We start from the raw sequence: 17,772 nt of genomic DNA, 5'->3' as shown, positions 1-17,772 counted from the left end.
ATTTTTTGTTTGAAAAAATTCATATATACGATAAAAAAACAACAAATACCAAAATTAAGAAAAATTTACTAAAATAAATATTTTATCAGCTAATAAATTCATCATATTATGAGCTATTAATTGTCATTTAATATAACACGAGAAAAGAAACAATATAGAAAACAATTGTCAAAAAAAACAATTGTAAATGGTTTTGTTGTATGATCTATTTTTTTCACATTTTTTTGGTTTTTTACAATAAATTGGTTTAAGTATTAAATAAAAACATATAGCTTTGTTTATGGAAGAAACTACTGCTGACCATAAAGTCATTAAAAAACTAAAAATAAAAATTATACTATAAATAAATTGAATAATATTTTTTAAAATTTTATTGCTTTCATAATTTATTTGAGTAAAAAAATATATGCTGATAAACAAAATAATAAACCAAAAAAATATTTAATAAATAAGTACGACAAAAAGTTTTATCTTCATCTATTTTTTTACCATTTTGATCTAATTCTTTTTCAAAGATAACAAACATTTTGGAAGCCCCTTTTTATATTTTTTTAATTAATATTGACTATAAATTTAACACTTAAAATAAAATTATTTCTCTGTATCAATAATGTTTAGTATTATAATAAATCAATTATGATAAACATAAAAAAAACCCAATCAAAGGGGTTTTTATATTAAGTAAAAATATAGAAAGCTATCTTTTAATCCAAATATTTAAAGAATTAATAAAATAAATTAATTAAAAAAATATATGATTAATCATTTTTTTCATAATAAGTTTTAATTAAATCATTTAATAAACGTACACCAAATCCTGAAGCCCAAGAATTATTAAATTCATTTTTTGGTTGCAAACAAACTCCTGCAATATCAATATGTGCCCAAGGAATAAGGTCGCCTACAAAACGTTTTAAAAATTGAGCTGCAGTAATAGAACCTGCACCACCACAAACTGAATTAGTCATATCAGCAAATTGACTATCAATTAATTGATCATATTTTTTATCTAAAGGTAATTGCCATATTTTTTCTGATGTATTTTTACCTGATTGAATTAATTGTTTGGCTAAATTATCATTATTAGCAAAAAGTCCAGCATATTCTTTGCCCAAAGCAACTTGAATAGCACCAGTTAAAGTGGCTAAATCAATAATTAATTGAGGTTTAATAACGGTTTTACAATACCATAAAGCATCACATAATACCATTCTACCCTCAGCATCAGTATTAACAACTTCAATTGTTTGACCAGACATGGAAGTAACAATATCACCAGGTCGTTGAGCTTTGGAACTAACCATATTTTCAACTAAGCCTACAATTCCAATAACATTAACTTGAGCTTTTCTAGTTGCTAAAGTATGCATTAAGCCAACAACAACTGCAGCTCCTCCCATATCACTTTTCATCTCTTGCATTTTAAAGGAGGGTTTAATAGAAATTCCTCCAGAATCAAAAACTACCCCTTTACCAACAACAGATAATGGTTGACTTTCCTGGGATGTTTGATCACCCTTCCATTTCATTACCACTAAATAAGGAGGTCTATCAGAACCTTGAGCTACCGCTAATAAAGCATTCATTTGTAATTGTTTTAATTGTGGTGCCTCTAAAACTTCAACTTCAATTCCCATTGTTTCTAATTCTTTAATTTTTTGAACAAATTCTTTGGTTCCTAAAATATTAGCTGGTTCATTAATTAATTCTTTCGATAAATTAACCCCTTCAGCAATAGCTTTAATTTCTTGCATCTTTTTTTGACAAGCATCAACTTTTTGAGTCACAACTTTAATTTCTAAATTACTATTTGCTATTGAGTTTGTGTTAGTATTTTCTTTTTTATAAGTATGATAACGATCAAAGGAATAACTTTTTAATAAAATCCCTAAAACTAAATTCATAATTTGAGTTTCTGTCACACTAGCACCTAAAGCATCAGCAAAAATAACTACTTTTTTATTTTTTTTAATAGCATCATAACAAATGCCACCTATTTTAAGCCAATTTTTATTAGTTATTTCTTCTTTTTTACCTAAACCTAATACTGTTACACAAGAATAAGGAGAAGCTTCCAAAGATAATAATTTAATTTGCGAACCCCAAGTTCCTTCAAAATTTTCAACTTCATAACTTTTTTTAATAATATTTTTAGGATCGACTTTTTCTAAACCAAATAGTTTATTTTCTTTTTGAACTTGTAAAAGGATGGCAGCATTAATACCATTAGGTTGTTCTAATTTTGTTATAAAAGAAATTTTCATATTTTTTAATACTCCTGATATTTGATGATTTTTTAATTTTTAAATTATTTTAAATTGCAAAATAGACAAGAAAATAAATATATAAATATAATATATTTTTTCATAAATAATAATACTCAAAATAAAGGAAAGGAAAAAGAGTTAATTCTTATAAAATAGCACTAACGCTAACAAAGCAAGAATTAAATTGTAACAATTAATAATTATCATAATTAACTTATTAATTACTTTCAGTATAACATATGAGAAATAGTTTATGGCAAGAAAATAAAAAATAGATATTTGATTTTTACTAAATTTCAACTCATTTTTAAAAACTTACCAAAAAAGAAAAAAGATAACCTCAAAGGCTATCTTTTTCTAGTATACTTTCTTGTATGCTTGCTAAAAAAAATAATCAGCAATATTAATAATATCAAGACATATAAAATACCAAAAATCCAAGAAAATAAAATTAAATTTGTTTGCGTAGGAGATGATATAGATGATATAGATGAGAGAGATGAAGGATTGGTAGTATTGAGCGGATTTTCACTAGTGAAAGTATTGTATTCAACATTTAATTCATCTATCTTCAACATTATATCATTTAAGTTGCATGTTTTTGCTAAAAGGATTTCTATTTTATCTATTTTTTTCCTTAATTGCTCACAAAAATCTTCATTAGCAAATCTAGCATTTTGGTCTTTTATATCATTATTTATTTGTTTCAAATTACTTATCATGTTATAAATCCACTTCAAAGTTTCTACCCATTTTTTACAATGTGAAGCTACTTGATTAAAATTAGAACTATTTTTTTGAGTTAATTCTTCAAGATAAAAAGCAAGGTTAAATATTGCATTTTTGATGTCTTCTAAATATTTTTTTATTGATTCTAAAAGGATTTTATCATTTTCGTTTTTAGTATTAGTTTCGAAACTTTTTATTTTTGAAATATCATTGTGATAGAAACAGAACGCTTACAGTTTAAAACTGGGTTTTTCTGAGCCTCACACAACACCGTACAAGCAAGTTTCCAAGCATACGGCGTTTATATATTAATTAATACAATCATTAAATATTGATAATATAAACATGAAAAAATACATAATTAAAACATTATAAAGGCATGTATTAATCAAGTTTTTCATAATTTTTATCTAATAGTTGATCAATAATGAAAATAAAATTTCAAAAGTAATTAGATTTGTTTGATATTATTTATTAACAATTTATATGAGATTGATGTGAGATTATCAAATGCATAAAAAAATATGAAAAAATTGATATATAATATATTTCCTCTTTCGCCTTGTACTTGGCTTTCCCAAGCTCTTAAGTGAGTCAGTCCAATTAAGTATTCCAACTTAATCTTTGAATATCTCACGACTACTATGATTCTGCTTTCTCCTTGAGTCCCATAATCATAAAAATGGTTTTTCTAGTTTTTTTAAATTAAAAAAGTAAATAAATACTAGATACTTTTAGGAGGATACAAGTTACTCAAATTATCTACCTATCAATAGTTTTAGGTGAGAAACCTCAAAATAAAGTAATTATCACAAGGAGAGGTGATATTTTAGGTAATATATCAAAGCTTTTGCTATGATGGTAATTTTTAATACACGTAAACAATGTATAAAACGCCCTAAAATTACGGTTTTAGTTACCACCGCAAGCTTTTAAAAAAAACTATCCTTAATTCCCTTAGACTTCTTTCAAAGTTTATCCATGACTATTTTTCAACTAGCAAAAACACTAAATTTTTAGTTTTTTAGTTTTTTGCGTTTTTTTTCTGCTTTAATCTAGACATTCTTTCGTCTGCTAGACCGAAAAAAGGTTGTACTGCATTACCACAACAGTTGTAATTGGTTAAATTACTCGATAATTTGGCCTCTTTGTCGCCCGTTTACAATTTTTTGATCTTCTTCATTTAAATTTTTTAATATTGCTTTTTGATGAGTTGTTGCCATATTTTTCAATTTATCTTTAATTTCTTGCATGTTTTTTAACATCTGTTCGCATTTATATTCGATTTCATTTGTTTGATTTTTTTTATTTAAAATTGAAGTTATTGTTTTTTCCATATCTTCGTCTTGTTCAGAAGCAAAAATAACATGATGCTTACCAAAAAGAAAAATAAATAAAAACCCTAATAATATCAAAATGATAATATGATTTTTATTTTTTACCATATATTTAAAAAAAACACCTACTTTCTTTTTAAAAATTAAAAATTATTTCCAAGAAAAACTTGAAATACTTGAAATAAAAGAATGAAAAGCCAAATCACTAATCCATATCTAATAAAAATTATCATAACCTAATCATTCCAATTGCAATTATAACATAAAATAGAGAGTATTTAATATGACAAGATCATATTTTTCTGTCTTTATCAAACAAAAACCACATTTAATAATTGCTTTAAGCAAAAAAAATGATATAATTAAATTGCATGAAGAAAACAATACTGTATAGAATTTTTAAAATTAGGAGGTTTAAATAATTGTTAAAAAAATTAATTAAAAATAATTATTTAAAATGTTTGATATTAATTGCTTTATTGCTTGCATCTTGTTTAACTACAATAGCTACTAACAAGGTTTTTGCATTAAAAAATAATGAACAGACAGATTCCAATCAACTAAACAATTTAAAACTTTCTAGTGGTACAACACAATATTATGAACTTGTTTCAGAAGATATCAATTCTTTAAAAGAAAAAGTTACATTAGGAATATCTAAAACTGCTTATGAATTAAAAAAACAATTACTACAGGCACTCCCTTCAACCGAACAAAGACACCTTATTAATAGTTATATGAATAAATTACATGAAGAAGTTTTAGATATAGAAAATTGGGACGACTGTAATATTGATAACTATACTAAACATACATATGATGAAGAATGGATGAAACAATTTACACAAGATGCTATAATTAATATTTTAACAAAAGCTGTTAACTTAACCAAAATTGATACCAATTATAGTGAATATAACACTGTTTATGAAAAAATTACAACATTAAAAACAATACCTTCTTTAGCTATTAACACCTTAAGATCTCTTTGGTTTTCATCTCATTAATTTTATCATTAAATCACTTTATCAAACTATTTATGCGAATAACACTCATAAATAGTTTTCTTATTATAATAAGATAAATTTATGGTAAGATAACAAATATAAAAAAACAAGTAAACACTCAGATATAAAAATTATGTGATCAATAAAACTTGTTTTTTTTTTTTTTTGATAATGTAATAATTATAACGATAATTATTTAAAATAGTAATTAATAGTTATTCACACATTAATATTGATAAAAAGAAAGGAGATTATTTACCTCATCAAAAAGCTATTGATATAGAAAAAATATTATTAATAATTAGGATAAAAGTAAACGTGATTTTTGAAATTTTTTTTTAATCATCTCTATAGAAAGAAAAATAATATACATGCCTCAAAACATATATTTAATGACAATCATTTGTATTGTTTTTTCTTCATTCTTTATATCAATTATAATATATAAAAATAAATCAAATGTAAGTAAACAAAACAACAAATTCGTGATTTAATGAAACCAAAAATACATTTTTATCACGCCATTTATTACGAATTAAAAAAAAATAGATTCCATTATTATTAAAATCTAAACACTTCATCTGAAAATGGTGTTATTATATGATTCATTTCATGAAATAGTAGTTGTTGCGGTATTAAAGTAATTTTTTGAGATGGTTTATCATTTTTATTTGTATTAGCAAAAATATTATTATTTGTTAATAATACAACCATAATTAAAATAAAAAAATAACTTAAAATTTATTTTAAAAAATTTTTATATTCTTTTTTCATTAAAGAAACAAAAATTCTCCTTTGTTTAATAATTTTATAAGAAAAAAAATTAAACTGTTAATAAATCATAAAGAAATTTTTTTCTTATAGAATTATTATATAACCAATATTTAAGTTTTAATAATTATTTTCTATTATTCTGTTTTTTTTGAATTGTAAGTGTTCAAAAAATGTGATAATTTCTATTAAAATAGAACAAGTTAATAAAATGGCTAAAAATTTCTAAAAATAGTTATTATCGGTGGCTCAAACAAAGTATTAATCCTTAAAGGCCACATAATGACTTGGAAAAAGCATTGTTTCAAATATGCAAACAAAACTCATATATTATAACTACGGTAATTAGAAAAAAACGTTTGGGATATCGGGTGGTTCATCAAGAATTAAAAGGGATTGGTTTTAAGATCAATGCTAAAATAGTATTAAAGTTGATGCATAAATTTGTTTTATTATCTGAAAGAATCAAACGCAAACAACGATATTATTATGTTTTGGCTATTAAAAAAGAAAATAACTTAAATAACCTTCTTCAAAATAATTATGAAGCAAAGTATTTATTAGCAAAATTATGTACTGATATTACTTATATTCCCTTTGGGTTTAATAATAAAAAATTATTTTTTTCAGCTGTTGTGGATTTACATAACCGCGAAATAATTAGTTATAATATTTCTAAAGCTGCAGATGTTAATTTTGTTTTAGATATTTTAAAAAATATTCCTAAATTAAAAAAATCTGATGTTATCTGTTCTGATAGAGGTAGTGTTTATGACGTCTAAAAGATATCAAACTTATTTAAAAGAAAATAAATTAATTGGCAAGTTATTCAGCAATAGGTACGCCAACTGATAATGCATGTATGGAATCATTTTGGGCAAATATGAAGTGTGAAACTATCCATTATGAAAAAATGCAAAATCTTAATGAATTTCAAGTTAAAGAAATTATTAATGGATTTATATTAAATATTACAATGTTTATCGAAAAATAAATAAATGATTAAATTTTATGCCTTTAATTTGTGTTGTTTTTTTTATTCTTATGGTTAAAAAAATGGTTTACATTAAACAACTAAAATATCTATAAAATACATTATTTTGATCCTATATGATGTTTTAAAAAAATAAAATTAGAAGTTTTTTATACTACTAATTAAAAATATAAATCAATTTAAGAAATAATATAATAAAAAATAATTAACAAACAATTTATTTTTTCTTAAAAAGTATTGTTTTTATCCAGTGTCATTTCGTGGAGCTTATCCATCTATTAGTTCGTTTTTATGAATTTACCTCAGGTACCACAATATTAAAAATATTCAAGGAGAAAATTTATGAAATCTAATGGACGTTGTCTTACAAGATACTTGGATTTTTAAAGTAATTATCTTTGAAAATATTCAATACGGTAACTTAAAAGCAGCCAAATATCAAAAAATAAATTAACCACAGCCAAAAAAAGCTAAATATACATCACTTTATTATGAAAAAAGATGGTTACAATAACTATCATAAGCAAAATGAAGCAAGTAGTTTTTATTCCAATGCAAAAAAAAAACAACTTATTAATATTATCCGAATTTTATTACACAAACCTGCTATTTTAATTTTAGACGAAGCCACATTAATTGTTGGTACACAAATTAAAACTAGCCTTTCAACAATCTATCTAAAAATTATTATCTCCAAAAAAAAACATCATTCATTTTTTCCCATAACTTATCAACTATTATCAATGCTGATAAAATTTTAGTATTAAATCGTGGTGCTATTATTGAACAAGGCATACACCAACAACTTTTAGTTAATAAAGGTTTTTATTATAAGTTTTATCAAAGCCAATTTTGCCAATAAAACCAAAATCCTTTATAAAATATAATTAACAATTATCATAATTATCTTCAAGTTTTTCAAAATTAAAATATTTCTAAAATAAATATATGCAATATTTGATTCTTTCGTTCTTTGATTTTAATCTATTTTTATTTTTACCCAAAAAAACAACTTATTAAAAACATATTTTTTTATGAATAGTTGTTATAATAATAGTAGTATAGTAATGAAATCATTATTTTGGATTAAAAAGAACATATTTTTCAATTTTTTTATTTTCATTATGTTCCCGATAATAACTAACATACTAGTATGATTTCATAAAATCATCAAATAAATATTAAAAGAGAGGTTTGTTGTGTTCCCTTTGTTGGCTAATTTAATTACTGTTTTTCGCATTGTTTTAATTTTTTGTCTGCTCCCTTTAATGATTAATCATCAATATCCATGGCAATTTGTACTAATTTTTCAAATTATTTTTTTAGCTGCTATCATTACCGATTATCTTGATGGTTATATTGCTAGAAAATACAAACAACAAACAGTTTTTGGTAAATTTTTTGATCCTATTGCTGATAAACTTCTTGTTATTATTGCTCTATTTTATCTTGGTCATTTCCGCTTTTCAAAACCACCAATACTATTTATCATTCCTGTCGAAATTTTTCCTGTCATCTTAATGATTATTGTAATACGAGAATTTTTAGTAACAGGAGTTAGGTTATTAGCTTCTGATAAAGGAATTGTTGTTAGTGCTTCTTTTTGGGGAAAAGCTAAAACTTTATTTACCTTTTTAGCAATATTTTTTCTTTTTTTTGGATTATATTGTAATCTCGATCTTCAAACCTTCTTTCCCAAAATATTTAAAATATTTACCTTTTTTAACAAAATTGGCGATATTTTTTTAATTTTAGCAATATTTTTAACCATTATTTCTGGAGTTGACTATTTTTACAAAAATTATCATATTATTGTTAAAAATTTTTCTCCACAAAATAATACTAATACCAATTCTTAATATAAATTTAAACTAAAAACAAATTTTTGTATACTTTTATGAATTTGTTTATTTTTTATTTTTTCATAAATGTGTTTTTCATTTTCTTATTAATTTTGCCTATTTGGCTTTCATTATTTTTTTTTTATTTAATGTAAAATTGTTGTAAACTAGCAAACTATATAAGTTAAACAGTAATAATCATCGCTCAAAAAATACAGATAAAGATAAACTAATTTAACTTTTTAAAATTAATAAAAATCAAACAAAGAAAATGAAGTTATTTCAATAGGATCCTTATCACTTGATATTGTATGAGGAATGGGAGGTTATTCCAAAGGCCGTATCGTTGAACTTTTTTGCCCCGAAAGCTTAGATAAAACTACTTTAGTTTTACATGCTTTCGTAGAAGTGTAAAAAAGCCATGAGAAATATTGCTTTTATTGATGCTGAACATGCAGATGCGTTTTATATATGCCAAATTTATTGGCGTAGATAGGAATAAATTTTATTTATTATAACCTAATTCCGGAGAACAATTTTTAAATATTTCTTTTAAATTAATCGATAGCGTTCATATTAGTTTATTAATTGTCAATTTTGTTTAACGGGTCTTAGTCCCTGAAGCTGAATTAGTAGGCAATATGAGCAGCAATTATATAGTTCTTCAAGGTTAGAATGATGGGTTAAAGCCATGCGTAAAAACAGTTAGACATTATTGCCAAAACTAACACAATTGTTATTTATATCAATCAATTAATAGAAAAAAACTGGAATTAATGTTTGGCAATCCCGAAATCACCCCTAAAAACAGCTATGATTGATATTGTTTATGGTAAAAGAGATATACAAATAGTAGGAGAAGTTGTAGAAATAACTACTAGACACAATTTAATGCAAAAAAAAGGATTTTGTTATAGTTATAAAGGTGAGAAGATAGCCTAAGGGTTATGAAAATACTAAAAAATATCTAATTGCTAACTCCAAAATGTATTATTATTTATTAACAGAAATTAAAAAAATATATAATATTTGGAAAAATTAAAACGTGTATAAAAGTTTTATTTATTATTTATTTTGTTTTTTTTGATCTATTTTTAAACAATGGTAATGATGAGGCATTACAATTATTTTAAAAATAAAACAGTTAGTTTGTGTTTGATATTCTTTTTATTATTTTTTTATACATCATGTTTTAATCATCTCTTATTTTAACAAAAGCAAATATAACTAGAAAACAATGATATAAAGCCAAAAGAGTGAATCAATAAGAAAATATTTGAAAAAGTAGTAGTAGCAGAGGAATCGGGTGTCCCTTTTTTTCTTACAATGGAACCGATTTTTTACAAATAATTCATGGTGCTAGTGTTTACAAAAGTCAAAAGGGTATTTAAAGAATCCTATTTAGAAGTTGAAAACAAAAATGAAAATAATTCTCCTAAAGGAAGTATTATTTTTATTGATGAAATTTATTTTTTTTTTTTTTTGGAACCAGCAAAAACGTTTTCATCAAAAAGAAAAAGAAGTTCTAACCACGTTTTTGATTGAAATAGATGGTTTTAAATCCAAATAATAAATAGCTCTTGTTATTGTAATAGCGATTACCAATGGATTTGAATTTCTAGACTCTGCTTTATTGCGTTCTGGAAGATTTGATTATAAGGTAAAATTGCTACTCCTTGATTTTGAAGTAAGAAAAGCTATTTTATCCCTTCATGCAAAAAAATAAAAAAAGGGATGATCCTCAAAAATATAGAACAATTTGTTCAATAAACTCAAGGTTTCAGTGGCGCTCAATTAAAAGCTATTTTGAATGGAAATGGCTATTTTACAAGTAACTGGTGATTTTGAAGAAATTAACGATGAATTAATGGCCAAAGTTAAAGATAATATTTTATTAGGGATTCTTAAAATTAATAAATATAATGAAGCTGAAAAAAATCTGTTGCTATTCATCAAGTTGCTAAAATAATAGCTAGTTAAGTATACCAAACTTATTTTTTAAATTCAGTTACTTTAATTCCTTGATTTAATGATAAAGTTTTTAACTTTGTTTCTCGCAAACGAAAACTAAAATATTAAATTTAGTGATGTTTTGTTAAAAGAAATTATAGTGAATTTATCAATAAAAGCAGTTGAAGAAGTTTTATTAGAAAAAACTGTTGATAAATTTTTTCAAGATTTTCAAGGAGGAATAGGTGATAAATGCTAAATAATTTGAAAGTTATTTATTTTTGCTTTGGGAATTAACATTTATAACTAACCTTTATCTTTCACTATTTATACCTATATTATTACCTTAATTTTAAGGTTTTATAACATAAAAATGTAAAAAAAACACCAAAAACCCTCTAAAAAAGAGGGTAAAATATATGATAATTAAATTAAAAATAAAATCCTTTCTTAATATTTATATAATTAAGTAAATCGTTGATATAAAAAATTAATATAATTATTAAATTGAATGTATCTTATTTGTTTGTCTAAATTATTACTAAATTTTTTATAAGTTTCTAATTTATTAAGATTAAAACATTTATTTAATAATAAACATGTCTTAAAATATTTTTTACTATTAAAATAATTTTTAAACAATTTTTTGGCATAAAAAATAGTTCCATAAAAAAAAGATAATTTGCCTTTAAATTTAATATATTTAGATAAATATTGATTCTTATTTTTTTCAAAATCAATTGAATTTAAACTATTTTCTTTAAAACAAACTTTTTTATTATTTGTTCTTAAAATATCATTTCTTAATAATTTAAAAAATGGATGACCTTTTTTAAAATCTAAAATATTTATAAGATAAAAACCTATTAAATGATATTGAGATTGTGTTTAAATCGAAAGGTAAATATTTTATAGTTTTAATAATAGGTAATTTTTTACAACTTAAAGAAAATTGAAATAAATGTTTATAATTTATTAGTTTGTTCATTATCTTTATAAAATATTTATAAATTTTGAGAACGTGGATTTAATCGTTTTAAATTAAATATTCCACTTTTGCTATCGACAATATCATCCCATAATTTAAAAATATTAGGAATAATTAAATTTTTTATTTTCACTAATTCCCCATCCATTATCAATATTATCTTTATCTTTGCCAATAATTAAACAAATGTTTTTTTTATAAATTGAATTTAATTTTTTATCATTATTTTCTAATTTTGAATAATATTCATCATCAAAATAACTTTTAAAATCGTTAAATTGAGGTAGTTCTTTTATTTTATCTCTAATAAATTGTACTTTTTCTTTATTTATTTTTTAAATTATAATTAGTTTTAGCAAGAAAATACCAAATCATCTAATAATATCAGAATTAAAAAAATTATAACCAAATTCCTTTAATTCACGATTAATAAAAGCTATTTTTGTTTTTTTAAGTTTTTTTAATCTATTATCTTGCGTTGATGAAATAAGACGATAAAAATATAAATTAGTAAAATGAGAAATACAACCTAAACCAAAATCAGTAGTTTTGAAAAAAATAAATTATTTTGATAATCTTTTTCATTTTTTTCTTTTTCAAAATTACTTAAATTTTTATTATTATTAATTGAATTAAATATTTTTTTAAGCATGAAAAGATAATTTAACATCTTCTTTATTCATTGTAAATTCATTTAAATATAATATAATTATTTTTCATTTATGATTTTATAAATATAATATAGCTTAGTCACTTCATTTATCCGTCTTATCAATCCTAACCCACAATATAACATTAAGCCCAAAATCTCACATAAAAAAATCCTTTTTTTACATTCGATTTTGGTGTACTTAATGTTTTAAATATTGTGAGGATTGACAAGCGGATGAAGCGACCAAGCTCTCTTAAAAAAGACACTTTTAATTATATGAGGATTAAACAAACAGAATCAGCAAACACAGATCTAAAAAAGAATGAAGAGGGAGGGAGAAAGAATGGTGCATTACTTAATATGTCTTCCCTTATTGCTGAACATAAACTTGATTAATTATTTTAAATTGTAAATCCTAAACTTCTTAATTGTCCACGTGTATATCCTGCATCTACTAATTCTTTAGGTAAATATTCTGCATCTACTAATTCTTTAAGTGTATATCCTGCATCTTTTAATTCTTTAAGTGTATATGCTTCATTTCTTGCTTCTTTAGCTGTATATTTTGCATCATTTAAATCTTTAGCTGTAAATCCTGCATTTTTTAAAGTTAATATTGATCTTGTATCTAATATTTCTTTAGCTGTAAATCCTGTATCTTTTAATTCTTTAACATTATATTTTGCATCTACTAATTCTTTAAGTGTAAATCCTAAATCTTTTAAATCTTTAAAAGTTGCTCCCAAATTTTTATAATAATTAATATCTAATTCATTAATTTTATGAAAAATAACTTTGTTATCTGATTTAATAGTTTTAATTAACTTTTTATTATCTGAAGTATAATATTCTATATCTCCGTTTGTTTTTATAATTTGATAAGGTTTAAATTCTAAAAATTTATTTTTATTTTTTAATTCCTTATTTTCTTTTTCTAAATTTTTATTTTTTTCATGTAATGAAACATTAAGTTCTTTTGCTTTTTGTTCAATATCTATATTTTGTAATTTACGTCTTTCCTTGGTTGCTAAATGATAACGATAAGCAGCTGAGGCAATTAATAAAAAACAAAAAATTAAAACACCAGTAATAATTAAAAAAGGAATTAAATGATAATATCTACCTTTTATTTTAATTAATCTCATAAATATATATTCCTTTCTAATAATAATTTTGTTTTATATTAATTTATTCAAAAGCAAATAAATAAATAAAATTCATTAAAAATGATAAAACAAAACTTAAAATTATTATAACATTTTTTAATAATAATAACCATATTTTAAGAACAATTACAAAAACATCTAATATTCTTAAAGCAAAATTAATCATCAAATAAACCACATTAATAAAAAATTTAATTAAAAAAGATTGAATGCTTATAATACATAACATAATAGCATTTGCAATTTTAATAATAAAAATTCCCATTTTACAAGCAGTACTAGTCATTTTATCAAAAACATTTGCAACATCACCAACAGGACCATCAACAACACTGGAAACAGCAGCAGAAAGAATAGTAAAAATAACAGTTTTTCCACTTGTTAATTCCTCAGGAGTTGCTGTTAAATATTTTTGATTACTAAGAATATCAAAAAAAGATTTAAGATGAATAATAATACCATTGAAACTATTTTTAAAAACATCAACAAAAATTTGTTAAAATATCAATTAAAAAATTAAACAAAGAAGAAAATAGTTTTAAAGGATAAATTAAAATAGTTAGTTGTTCCCATATAAAAAAAATATCACTTTAATAAAATTAAAAATATTAATAAAATTTTTATTCCAACCAACCTCATAATTAAATAAAAAAGATGGTTTAGTTAAAAAAATATTATAAAATAAATCATATAATAAATAATAAAAATCTTTTAAAACATTAAAAGTAAATAAATATTTCAGAAAATCAAAATTTAAAAAACATTTTCATTATCTTCTATATTTTCTACTATTAAAGGATTTTTTAAATTAGATAATCTTTTTTTTAATTTTAAATTTTCTTTTAATAATTTATCTAAATCATTTGATTCATCTTTTTTATTTTCTTTATCATGCTCTTTTTCATCAAAAATACCTTCGGAAAAATTAAGACCACTATGTTCTCCAAATTCTTTAATCATTCTTTGAACATGTTATTTATATATTCCTAAATAATTACACATATTAACTACTATCTAATTAATTGATATTATCAATTTTTTACAATAATTACATATTATTAAGTGCATCTTTTTTGATAATATTTTAGTATCATGAAACTAGTCATTTGAAAATGATAATAATCAAAAAGTATTTTTATTTTCTTCTCATAATATGTTATAATAATTAAGAGATTTTTTTATATTTAAATATTTAATATATGCGTGATTTGATTATTTATTAAATTTATTAATATCATAATTATGATAAAGATAGTTATGCCAAGGGAGTTGATAGTGTCTTATTTAGTTTTATATAGAAAATATCGTCCTCAAACTTTTAAAGATGTTGTCGGTCAAAAAATTATTATCCAAATTCTTAAAAATACTATTAGATATCAAAAAATTAATCATTGTTATCTTTTTAGTGGTAACAAAGGAACTGGCAAAACTACTTTAGCCAAAATATTTGCCAAAGCTATCAATTGTTTTCAACCTCAAGCAGGAGATGTTTGCAATCAATGTCAGTCGTGTCAAAATAATATGACAACTAATACTGATGTTTTTGAAATTGATGGAGCTTCTTATAATGGAGTTGATGAAATTAGAGAAATTCATGATAAAATCCAATATAAAGCTCATGTAGGAAAATATAAAATTTATGTTATTGATGAAGTACATGTGCTTACTTCTAATGCCTTTAATGCTTTGTTAAAAATATTAGAAGAACCACCGCAACATGTTATCTTTATTTTAATTACGACTGAAATTTATAAAATTCCAGAAACTATTTTATCGCGAGCTCAAAGTTTTTCTTTTGAAAATTTATCATCAAAAGATATTATTGGGCAATTACAAAAAGTGACTCATTTAGAAAAAATTGTGATCACTGATGATGCTTGTAAAACTATTGCTAATTATGCTGAAGGTAGTATGCGTAATGCTTTGAGTTTATTGGATCAAATTAGCTCTTATCAAAATAATTTAATTACTTCAGAAGATGTTTTAGAGGTAAAAGGACTTGTTTCAGGTACCTTTTTAAAAAATTTGTTGCAATCTTTGATGGATAAACAACCTCATAAAGCTTTGCAATTATTAGAACAAGCTTGTGATGCGGGTAAAAATTTAGAATTATTAATTATTGATTTAATTACTTCTTGTAAAGATTATCTCTTCTTACGTTTAGCAGATGTTAACCAAGTGACTTTTAAAAATACAAATACTAAAAATACAATGACTAATCAACCCTTATCCTTAAATTATGATGCTTTTCATCATATTGATGTCATTGTTAAAACTTTGATTAAATTACAGCAAGATCTTAAAAAAAGTGTACAAAAAAAGGTTTTTGTGGAAATTGCCTTTTTACAAATTTGTATGATTGATCACAAAATCTCTAAAAAAGAAACTTTAACCTCTTTAAACCCTGTGTCTTCACCTTTAGATGATAGTCAAAAATTCCCATCAACTAAAACAATTCATAGTGCACAAGCAAAGCCTTTAACTAAGTTATTGCTCAAGGATAATTCAACAAATCCTTATCTTTTGGAAAAACCCCCTTTGAACTTCGCTAATAAAACCCAATTCTTGAAGCAAACATTAACACCAGATTATGATATCTTTTCGATTAAAAATTTACTGATGACAGTTTATAATATTTTGTTGCAAGATAACCAATCTCAAAAACAAATGATTGTCAATTTTTGGGATAAATTACAAAATCATTATCAACATTCGTTTAAAAAAACTACTGCTACACTTTTGTATAAAGGGAAATTAGTAGCTTTGAGTCAAACTAAAGAAATGATTTTGGTATATCAAGATAAAATAGCTTGTCAACAAATGTTGAAAAAGACTATGAAAGTTAATGTGCTTAATCTTTTAAATGCCAAAAGCGAACTAATTAAAAATTATGTTTGCCTTTTAGAAGAAGATTGGCAATCTTTAATGACTTTTTTACAAAATAATGCTAATAAGTCGATTGATGTTTTTTTAACAAATTGTAATTGGGATATTAATTTTTATAAAACTAAAGCTGCATCATCCATTAAAATGCCTTTTATTGTACAATTAGCTTATGATTTTTTTGGTAAAAATATGGTAGAAATAATTAATTAACAAATAAAGAGTTAATTAGGGGTTAATAAAAGAGGAAACATGGAAACTAAATCTAATATGTTGACAAAATTACAAAAAATACAAGAAGCAATTGAAAGTGCTCAAAGAACATTAGAATTACAAGAATTTATTGGTAAAGCTGGTAATGTTATTATTGTTTTACAAGGAACAAAACAAGTAATAGATGTTATTATTGAAAAAAATAGTAATACAGAAATATTACAAGAAAGTATTTTATTAGCCTTTAACGCAGCTTTAAAGAAATTAGAAAAAACTTCTAAAGAAATTATGGGTCGAGTATCAGTTGACTTAACAGAATTTTAAATTATTTGGCAACTATTAAGTTTTTTTGATGAGTGTTGTTAACATAATAACAAATTTTATAAATTAAAAAAATTATTAAAAAGAGGTGATCATGAATTATGAAAATAATAAAAACTTCTAAATCACTTTTAGAAACTGCTTATGAAATTATGCAAAAGCAACATAAGCCTATTGCTATTTATGATTTATTAAAACAAATATGTAAAAAACACAAAATTAAAGATTTTAAAGATGTGCAAACTATTAATCAACTTTATTTAGATATTACTTTAAGTGGTCAATTTGTTTTTTGTGATGATCATTCTTTGTTTATTAAAGAAAATAATAAAGCCTATTGGGATCAAGATTTTTTTGAAAAACCTTATGTGGAACAACTTGAATCTAACCCTGATGAAATTGCGGTTAAAAATTTAGATTTTATAGATTTTATGGTTGATAAATCAGAAATTGATGAAAATGATTCTAATAATCAGAATGAATTAGAAAATAATTTTTTGGAAAATGAACAAGATAATTCAGAAGAATCCAAAAAGAATACTGATGAAACATCAGATGATAAAAATAACAATTATGATGATTCATTTGATGATTATGAATATTTTTATGATAAATAAACATTATTTTGGCAATTTTTAAACTCTTATTCTTTA

The 17,772-nt window shown here is 22.9% G+C and carries 19 protein-coding genes; 13 read left to right on the top strand and 6 right to left on the bottom strand.

Annotation, left to right across the window (positions count from 1 at the left end; all coding sequences use genetic code 11):
* Positions 1-379: 379 nt before the first annotated feature.
* From J8J04_RS00445 to J8J04_RS00430, 4 genes are all read right to left on the bottom strand, one after another.
* Positions 380-526 (bottom strand): hypothetical protein, encoded by a 147-nt coding sequence (locus J8J04_RS00445; RefSeq protein ID WP_212330792.1) that lies wholly within the window; start codon positions 524-526, stop codon positions 380-382.
* A 232-nt stretch (positions 527-758) separates the two neighbouring features.
* A complete protein-coding gene (locus J8J04_RS00440; protein ID WP_212330789.1) occupies positions 759-2,264 on the bottom strand; it encodes a leucyl aminopeptidase in 1,506 nt (501 codons plus the stop codon).
* A gap of 350 nt (positions 2,265-2,614) precedes the next feature.
* Complete coding sequence (locus J8J04_RS00435; RefSeq protein ID WP_212330786.1) at positions 2,615-2,989, bottom strand: hypothetical protein; 375 nt, start codon at positions 2,987-2,989, stop codon at positions 2,615-2,617.
* 1,134 nt (positions 2,990-4,123) lie between these two features.
* Complete coding sequence (locus tag J8J04_RS00430) at positions 4,124-4,441, bottom strand: hypothetical protein (protein ID WP_212330783.1); 318 nt, start codon at positions 4,439-4,441, stop codon at positions 4,124-4,126.
* A 314-nt stretch (positions 4,442-4,755) separates the two neighbouring features.
* On the opposite strand from J8J04_RS00430, the gene J8J04_RS00425 reads away from it, so the two are divergent.
* From J8J04_RS00425 to J8J04_RS00390, 9 genes are all read left to right on the top strand, one after another.
* Entirely contained in the window at positions 4,756-5,340 is a 585-nt protein-coding gene (locus tag J8J04_RS00425) for a hypothetical protein (protein ID WP_212330782.1), read from the top strand.
* 1,070 nt (positions 5,341-6,410) lie between these two features.
* The gene (locus tag J8J04_RS03095; RefSeq protein WP_225885793.1) at positions 6,411-6,893 is read left to right on the top strand and encodes a DDE-type integrase/transposase/recombinase; all 483 of its coding nucleotides are present in this window, start codon (positions 6,411-6,413) and stop codon (positions 6,891-6,893) included.
* A 35-nt stretch (positions 6,894-6,928) separates the two neighbouring features.
* The gene (locus J8J04_RS03090; RefSeq protein ID WP_225885792.1) at positions 6,929-7,105 is read left to right on the top strand and encodes a hypothetical protein; all 177 of its coding nucleotides are present in this window, start codon (positions 6,929-6,931) and stop codon (positions 7,103-7,105) included.
* A 1,199-nt stretch (positions 7,106-8,304) separates the two neighbouring features.
* On the top strand, positions 8,305-8,964 hold the full coding sequence (pgsA, locus tag J8J04_RS00415; protein ID WP_212330779.1) for a CDP-diacylglycerol--glycerol-3-phosphate 3-phosphatidyltransferase: 660 nt from the start codon (positions 8,305-8,307) through the stop codon (positions 8,962-8,964).
* A gap of 300 nt (positions 8,965-9,264) precedes the next feature.
* Positions 9,265-9,360: a hypothetical protein gene (locus tag J8J04_RS03340; RefSeq protein WP_212330776.1), complete on the top strand. Its 96-nt coding sequence runs from the start codon at positions 9,265-9,267 to the stop codon at positions 9,358-9,360.
* Positions 9,361-9,726: 366 nt separating this feature from the next.
* Positions 9,727-9,888: a hypothetical protein gene (locus J8J04_RS00405; RefSeq protein ID WP_212330773.1), complete on the top strand. Its 162-nt coding sequence runs from the start codon at positions 9,727-9,729 to the stop codon at positions 9,886-9,888.
* Between the two features lie 478 nt (positions 9,889-10,366).
* The gene (locus J8J04_RS00400; RefSeq protein WP_212330770.1) at positions 10,367-10,516 is read left to right on the top strand and encodes a hypothetical protein; all 150 of its coding nucleotides are present in this window, start codon (positions 10,367-10,369) and stop codon (positions 10,514-10,516) included.
* A gap of 240 nt (positions 10,517-10,756) precedes the next feature.
* Positions 10,757-10,915 carry a hypothetical protein gene (locus tag J8J04_RS00395; protein WP_212330767.1) on the top strand — a complete coding sequence of 53 codons (159 nt, stop codon included), beginning with the start codon at positions 10,757-10,759 and terminating at the stop codon, positions 10,913-10,915.
* A gap of 1,855 nt (positions 10,916-12,770) precedes the next feature.
* The gene (locus tag J8J04_RS00390) at positions 12,771-12,932 is read left to right on the top strand and encodes a hypothetical protein (RefSeq protein WP_212330764.1); all 162 of its coding nucleotides are present in this window, start codon (positions 12,771-12,773) and stop codon (positions 12,930-12,932) included.
* Between the two features lie 5 nt (positions 12,933-12,937).
* Here the strand turns inward: J8J04_RS00390 and J8J04_RS03085 are convergent, their stop codons facing one another.
* Entirely contained in the window at positions 12,938-13,681 is a 744-nt protein-coding gene (locus J8J04_RS03085) for a hypothetical protein (RefSeq protein ID WP_225885791.1), read from the bottom strand.
* A gap of 230 nt (positions 13,682-13,911) precedes the next feature.
* Here J8J04_RS03085 and J8J04_RS00380 point away from each other — a divergent pair, with 230 nt between their 5' ends.
* The gene (locus J8J04_RS00380; RefSeq protein WP_212330762.1) at positions 13,912-14,118 is read left to right on the top strand and encodes a hypothetical protein; all 207 of its coding nucleotides are present in this window, start codon (positions 13,912-13,914) and stop codon (positions 14,116-14,118) included.
* 337 nt (positions 14,119-14,455) lie between these two features.
* On the opposite strand, the gene J8J04_RS00375 is transcribed toward J8J04_RS00380, so the two are convergent.
* The gene (locus tag J8J04_RS00375; RefSeq protein ID WP_212330760.1) at positions 14,456-14,662 is read right to left on the bottom strand and encodes a hypothetical protein; all 207 of its coding nucleotides are present in this window, start codon (positions 14,660-14,662) and stop codon (positions 14,456-14,458) included.
* Positions 14,663-14,977: 315 nt separating this feature from the next.
* Here J8J04_RS00375 and dnaX point away from each other — a divergent pair, with 315 nt between their 5' ends.
* The 3 genes from dnaX to rpoE all read left to right on the top strand — a co-directional run bounded on the left by dnaX (position 14,978) and on the right by rpoE (position 17,736).
* The gene (gene dnaX / locus J8J04_RS00370) at positions 14,978-16,798 is read left to right on the top strand and encodes a DNA polymerase III subunit gamma/tau (protein ID WP_308705495.1); all 1,821 of its coding nucleotides are present in this window, start codon (positions 14,978-14,980) and stop codon (positions 16,796-16,798) included.
* Positions 16,799-16,837: 39 nt separating this feature from the next.
* The gene (locus J8J04_RS00365) at positions 16,838-17,122 is read left to right on the top strand and encodes a YbaB/EbfC family nucleoid-associated protein (protein ID WP_212330756.1); all 285 of its coding nucleotides are present in this window, start codon (positions 16,838-16,840) and stop codon (positions 17,120-17,122) included.
* 98 nt (positions 17,123-17,220) lie between these two features.
* Positions 17,221-17,736: a DNA-directed RNA polymerase subunit delta gene (gene rpoE / locus J8J04_RS00360; RefSeq protein WP_212330754.1), complete on the top strand. Its 516-nt coding sequence runs from the start codon at positions 17,221-17,223 to the stop codon at positions 17,734-17,736.
* Positions 17,737-17,772 lie beyond the last annotated feature (36 nt).

It is taken from the genome of 'Fragaria x ananassa' phyllody phytoplasma (genome assembly GCF_018274325.1).
In the GTDB taxonomy this organism is placed as follows: domain Bacteria; phylum Bacillota_I; class Bacilli_A; order Acholeplasmatales; family Acholeplasmataceae; genus Phytoplasma.
The sequence above is the reverse complement of the archived record's forward strand: the minus strand, read 5'-3'. Positions and strand labels throughout refer to the sequence as shown.

Bases quoted from the DNA above. Each gene is read 5' to 3' on its own strand.
- J8J04_RS03340 (WP_212330776.1), top strand. From the start codon at position 9,265: ATGGGAGGTTATTCCAAAGGCCGTATCGTTGAACTTTTTTGCCCCGAA.
- J8J04_RS00365 (WP_212330756.1), top strand. From the start codon at position 16,838: ATGGAAACTAAATCTAATATGTTGACAAAATTACAAAAAATACAAGAA.
- J8J04_RS00400 (WP_212330770.1), top strand. From the start codon at position 10,367: ATGAAAATAATTCTCCTAAAGGAAGTATTATTTTTATTGATGAAATTT.
- J8J04_RS00435 (WP_212330786.1), bottom strand. From the start codon at position 2,989: ATGATAAGTAATTTGAAACAAATAAATAATGATATAAAAGACCAAAAT.
- J8J04_RS00380 (WP_212330762.1), top strand. From the start codon at position 13,912: ATGCTTATAATACATAACATAATAGCATTTGCAATTTTAATAATAAAA.
- J8J04_RS03085 (WP_225885791.1), bottom strand. From the start codon at position 13,681: ATGAGATTAATTAAAATAAAAGGTAGATATTATCATTTAATTCCTTTT.
- J8J04_RS00440 (WP_212330789.1), bottom strand. From the start codon at position 2,264: ATGAAAATTTCTTTTATAACAAAATTAGAACAACCTAATGGTATTAAT.
- J8J04_RS00375 (WP_212330760.1), bottom strand. From the start codon at position 14,662: ATGATTAAAGAATTTGGAGAACATAGTGGTCTTAATTTTTCCGAAGGT.
- rpoE (WP_212330754.1), top strand. From the start codon at position 17,221: ATGAAAATAATAAAAACTTCTAAATCACTTTTAGAAACTGCTTATGAA.
- J8J04_RS00390 (WP_212330764.1), top strand. From the start codon at position 12,771: ATGAAGCGACCAAGCTCTCTTAAAAAAGACACTTTTAATTATATGAGG.
- J8J04_RS00445 (WP_212330792.1), bottom strand. From the start codon at position 526: ATGTTTGTTATCTTTGAAAAAGAATTAGATCAAAATGGTAAAAAAATA.
- J8J04_RS00430 (WP_212330783.1), bottom strand. From the start codon at position 4,441: ATGGTAAAAAATAAAAATCATATTATCATTTTGATATTATTAGGGTTT.
- J8J04_RS00395 (WP_212330767.1), top strand. From the start codon at position 10,757: ATGGAAATGGCTATTTTACAAGTAACTGGTGATTTTGAAGAAATTAAC.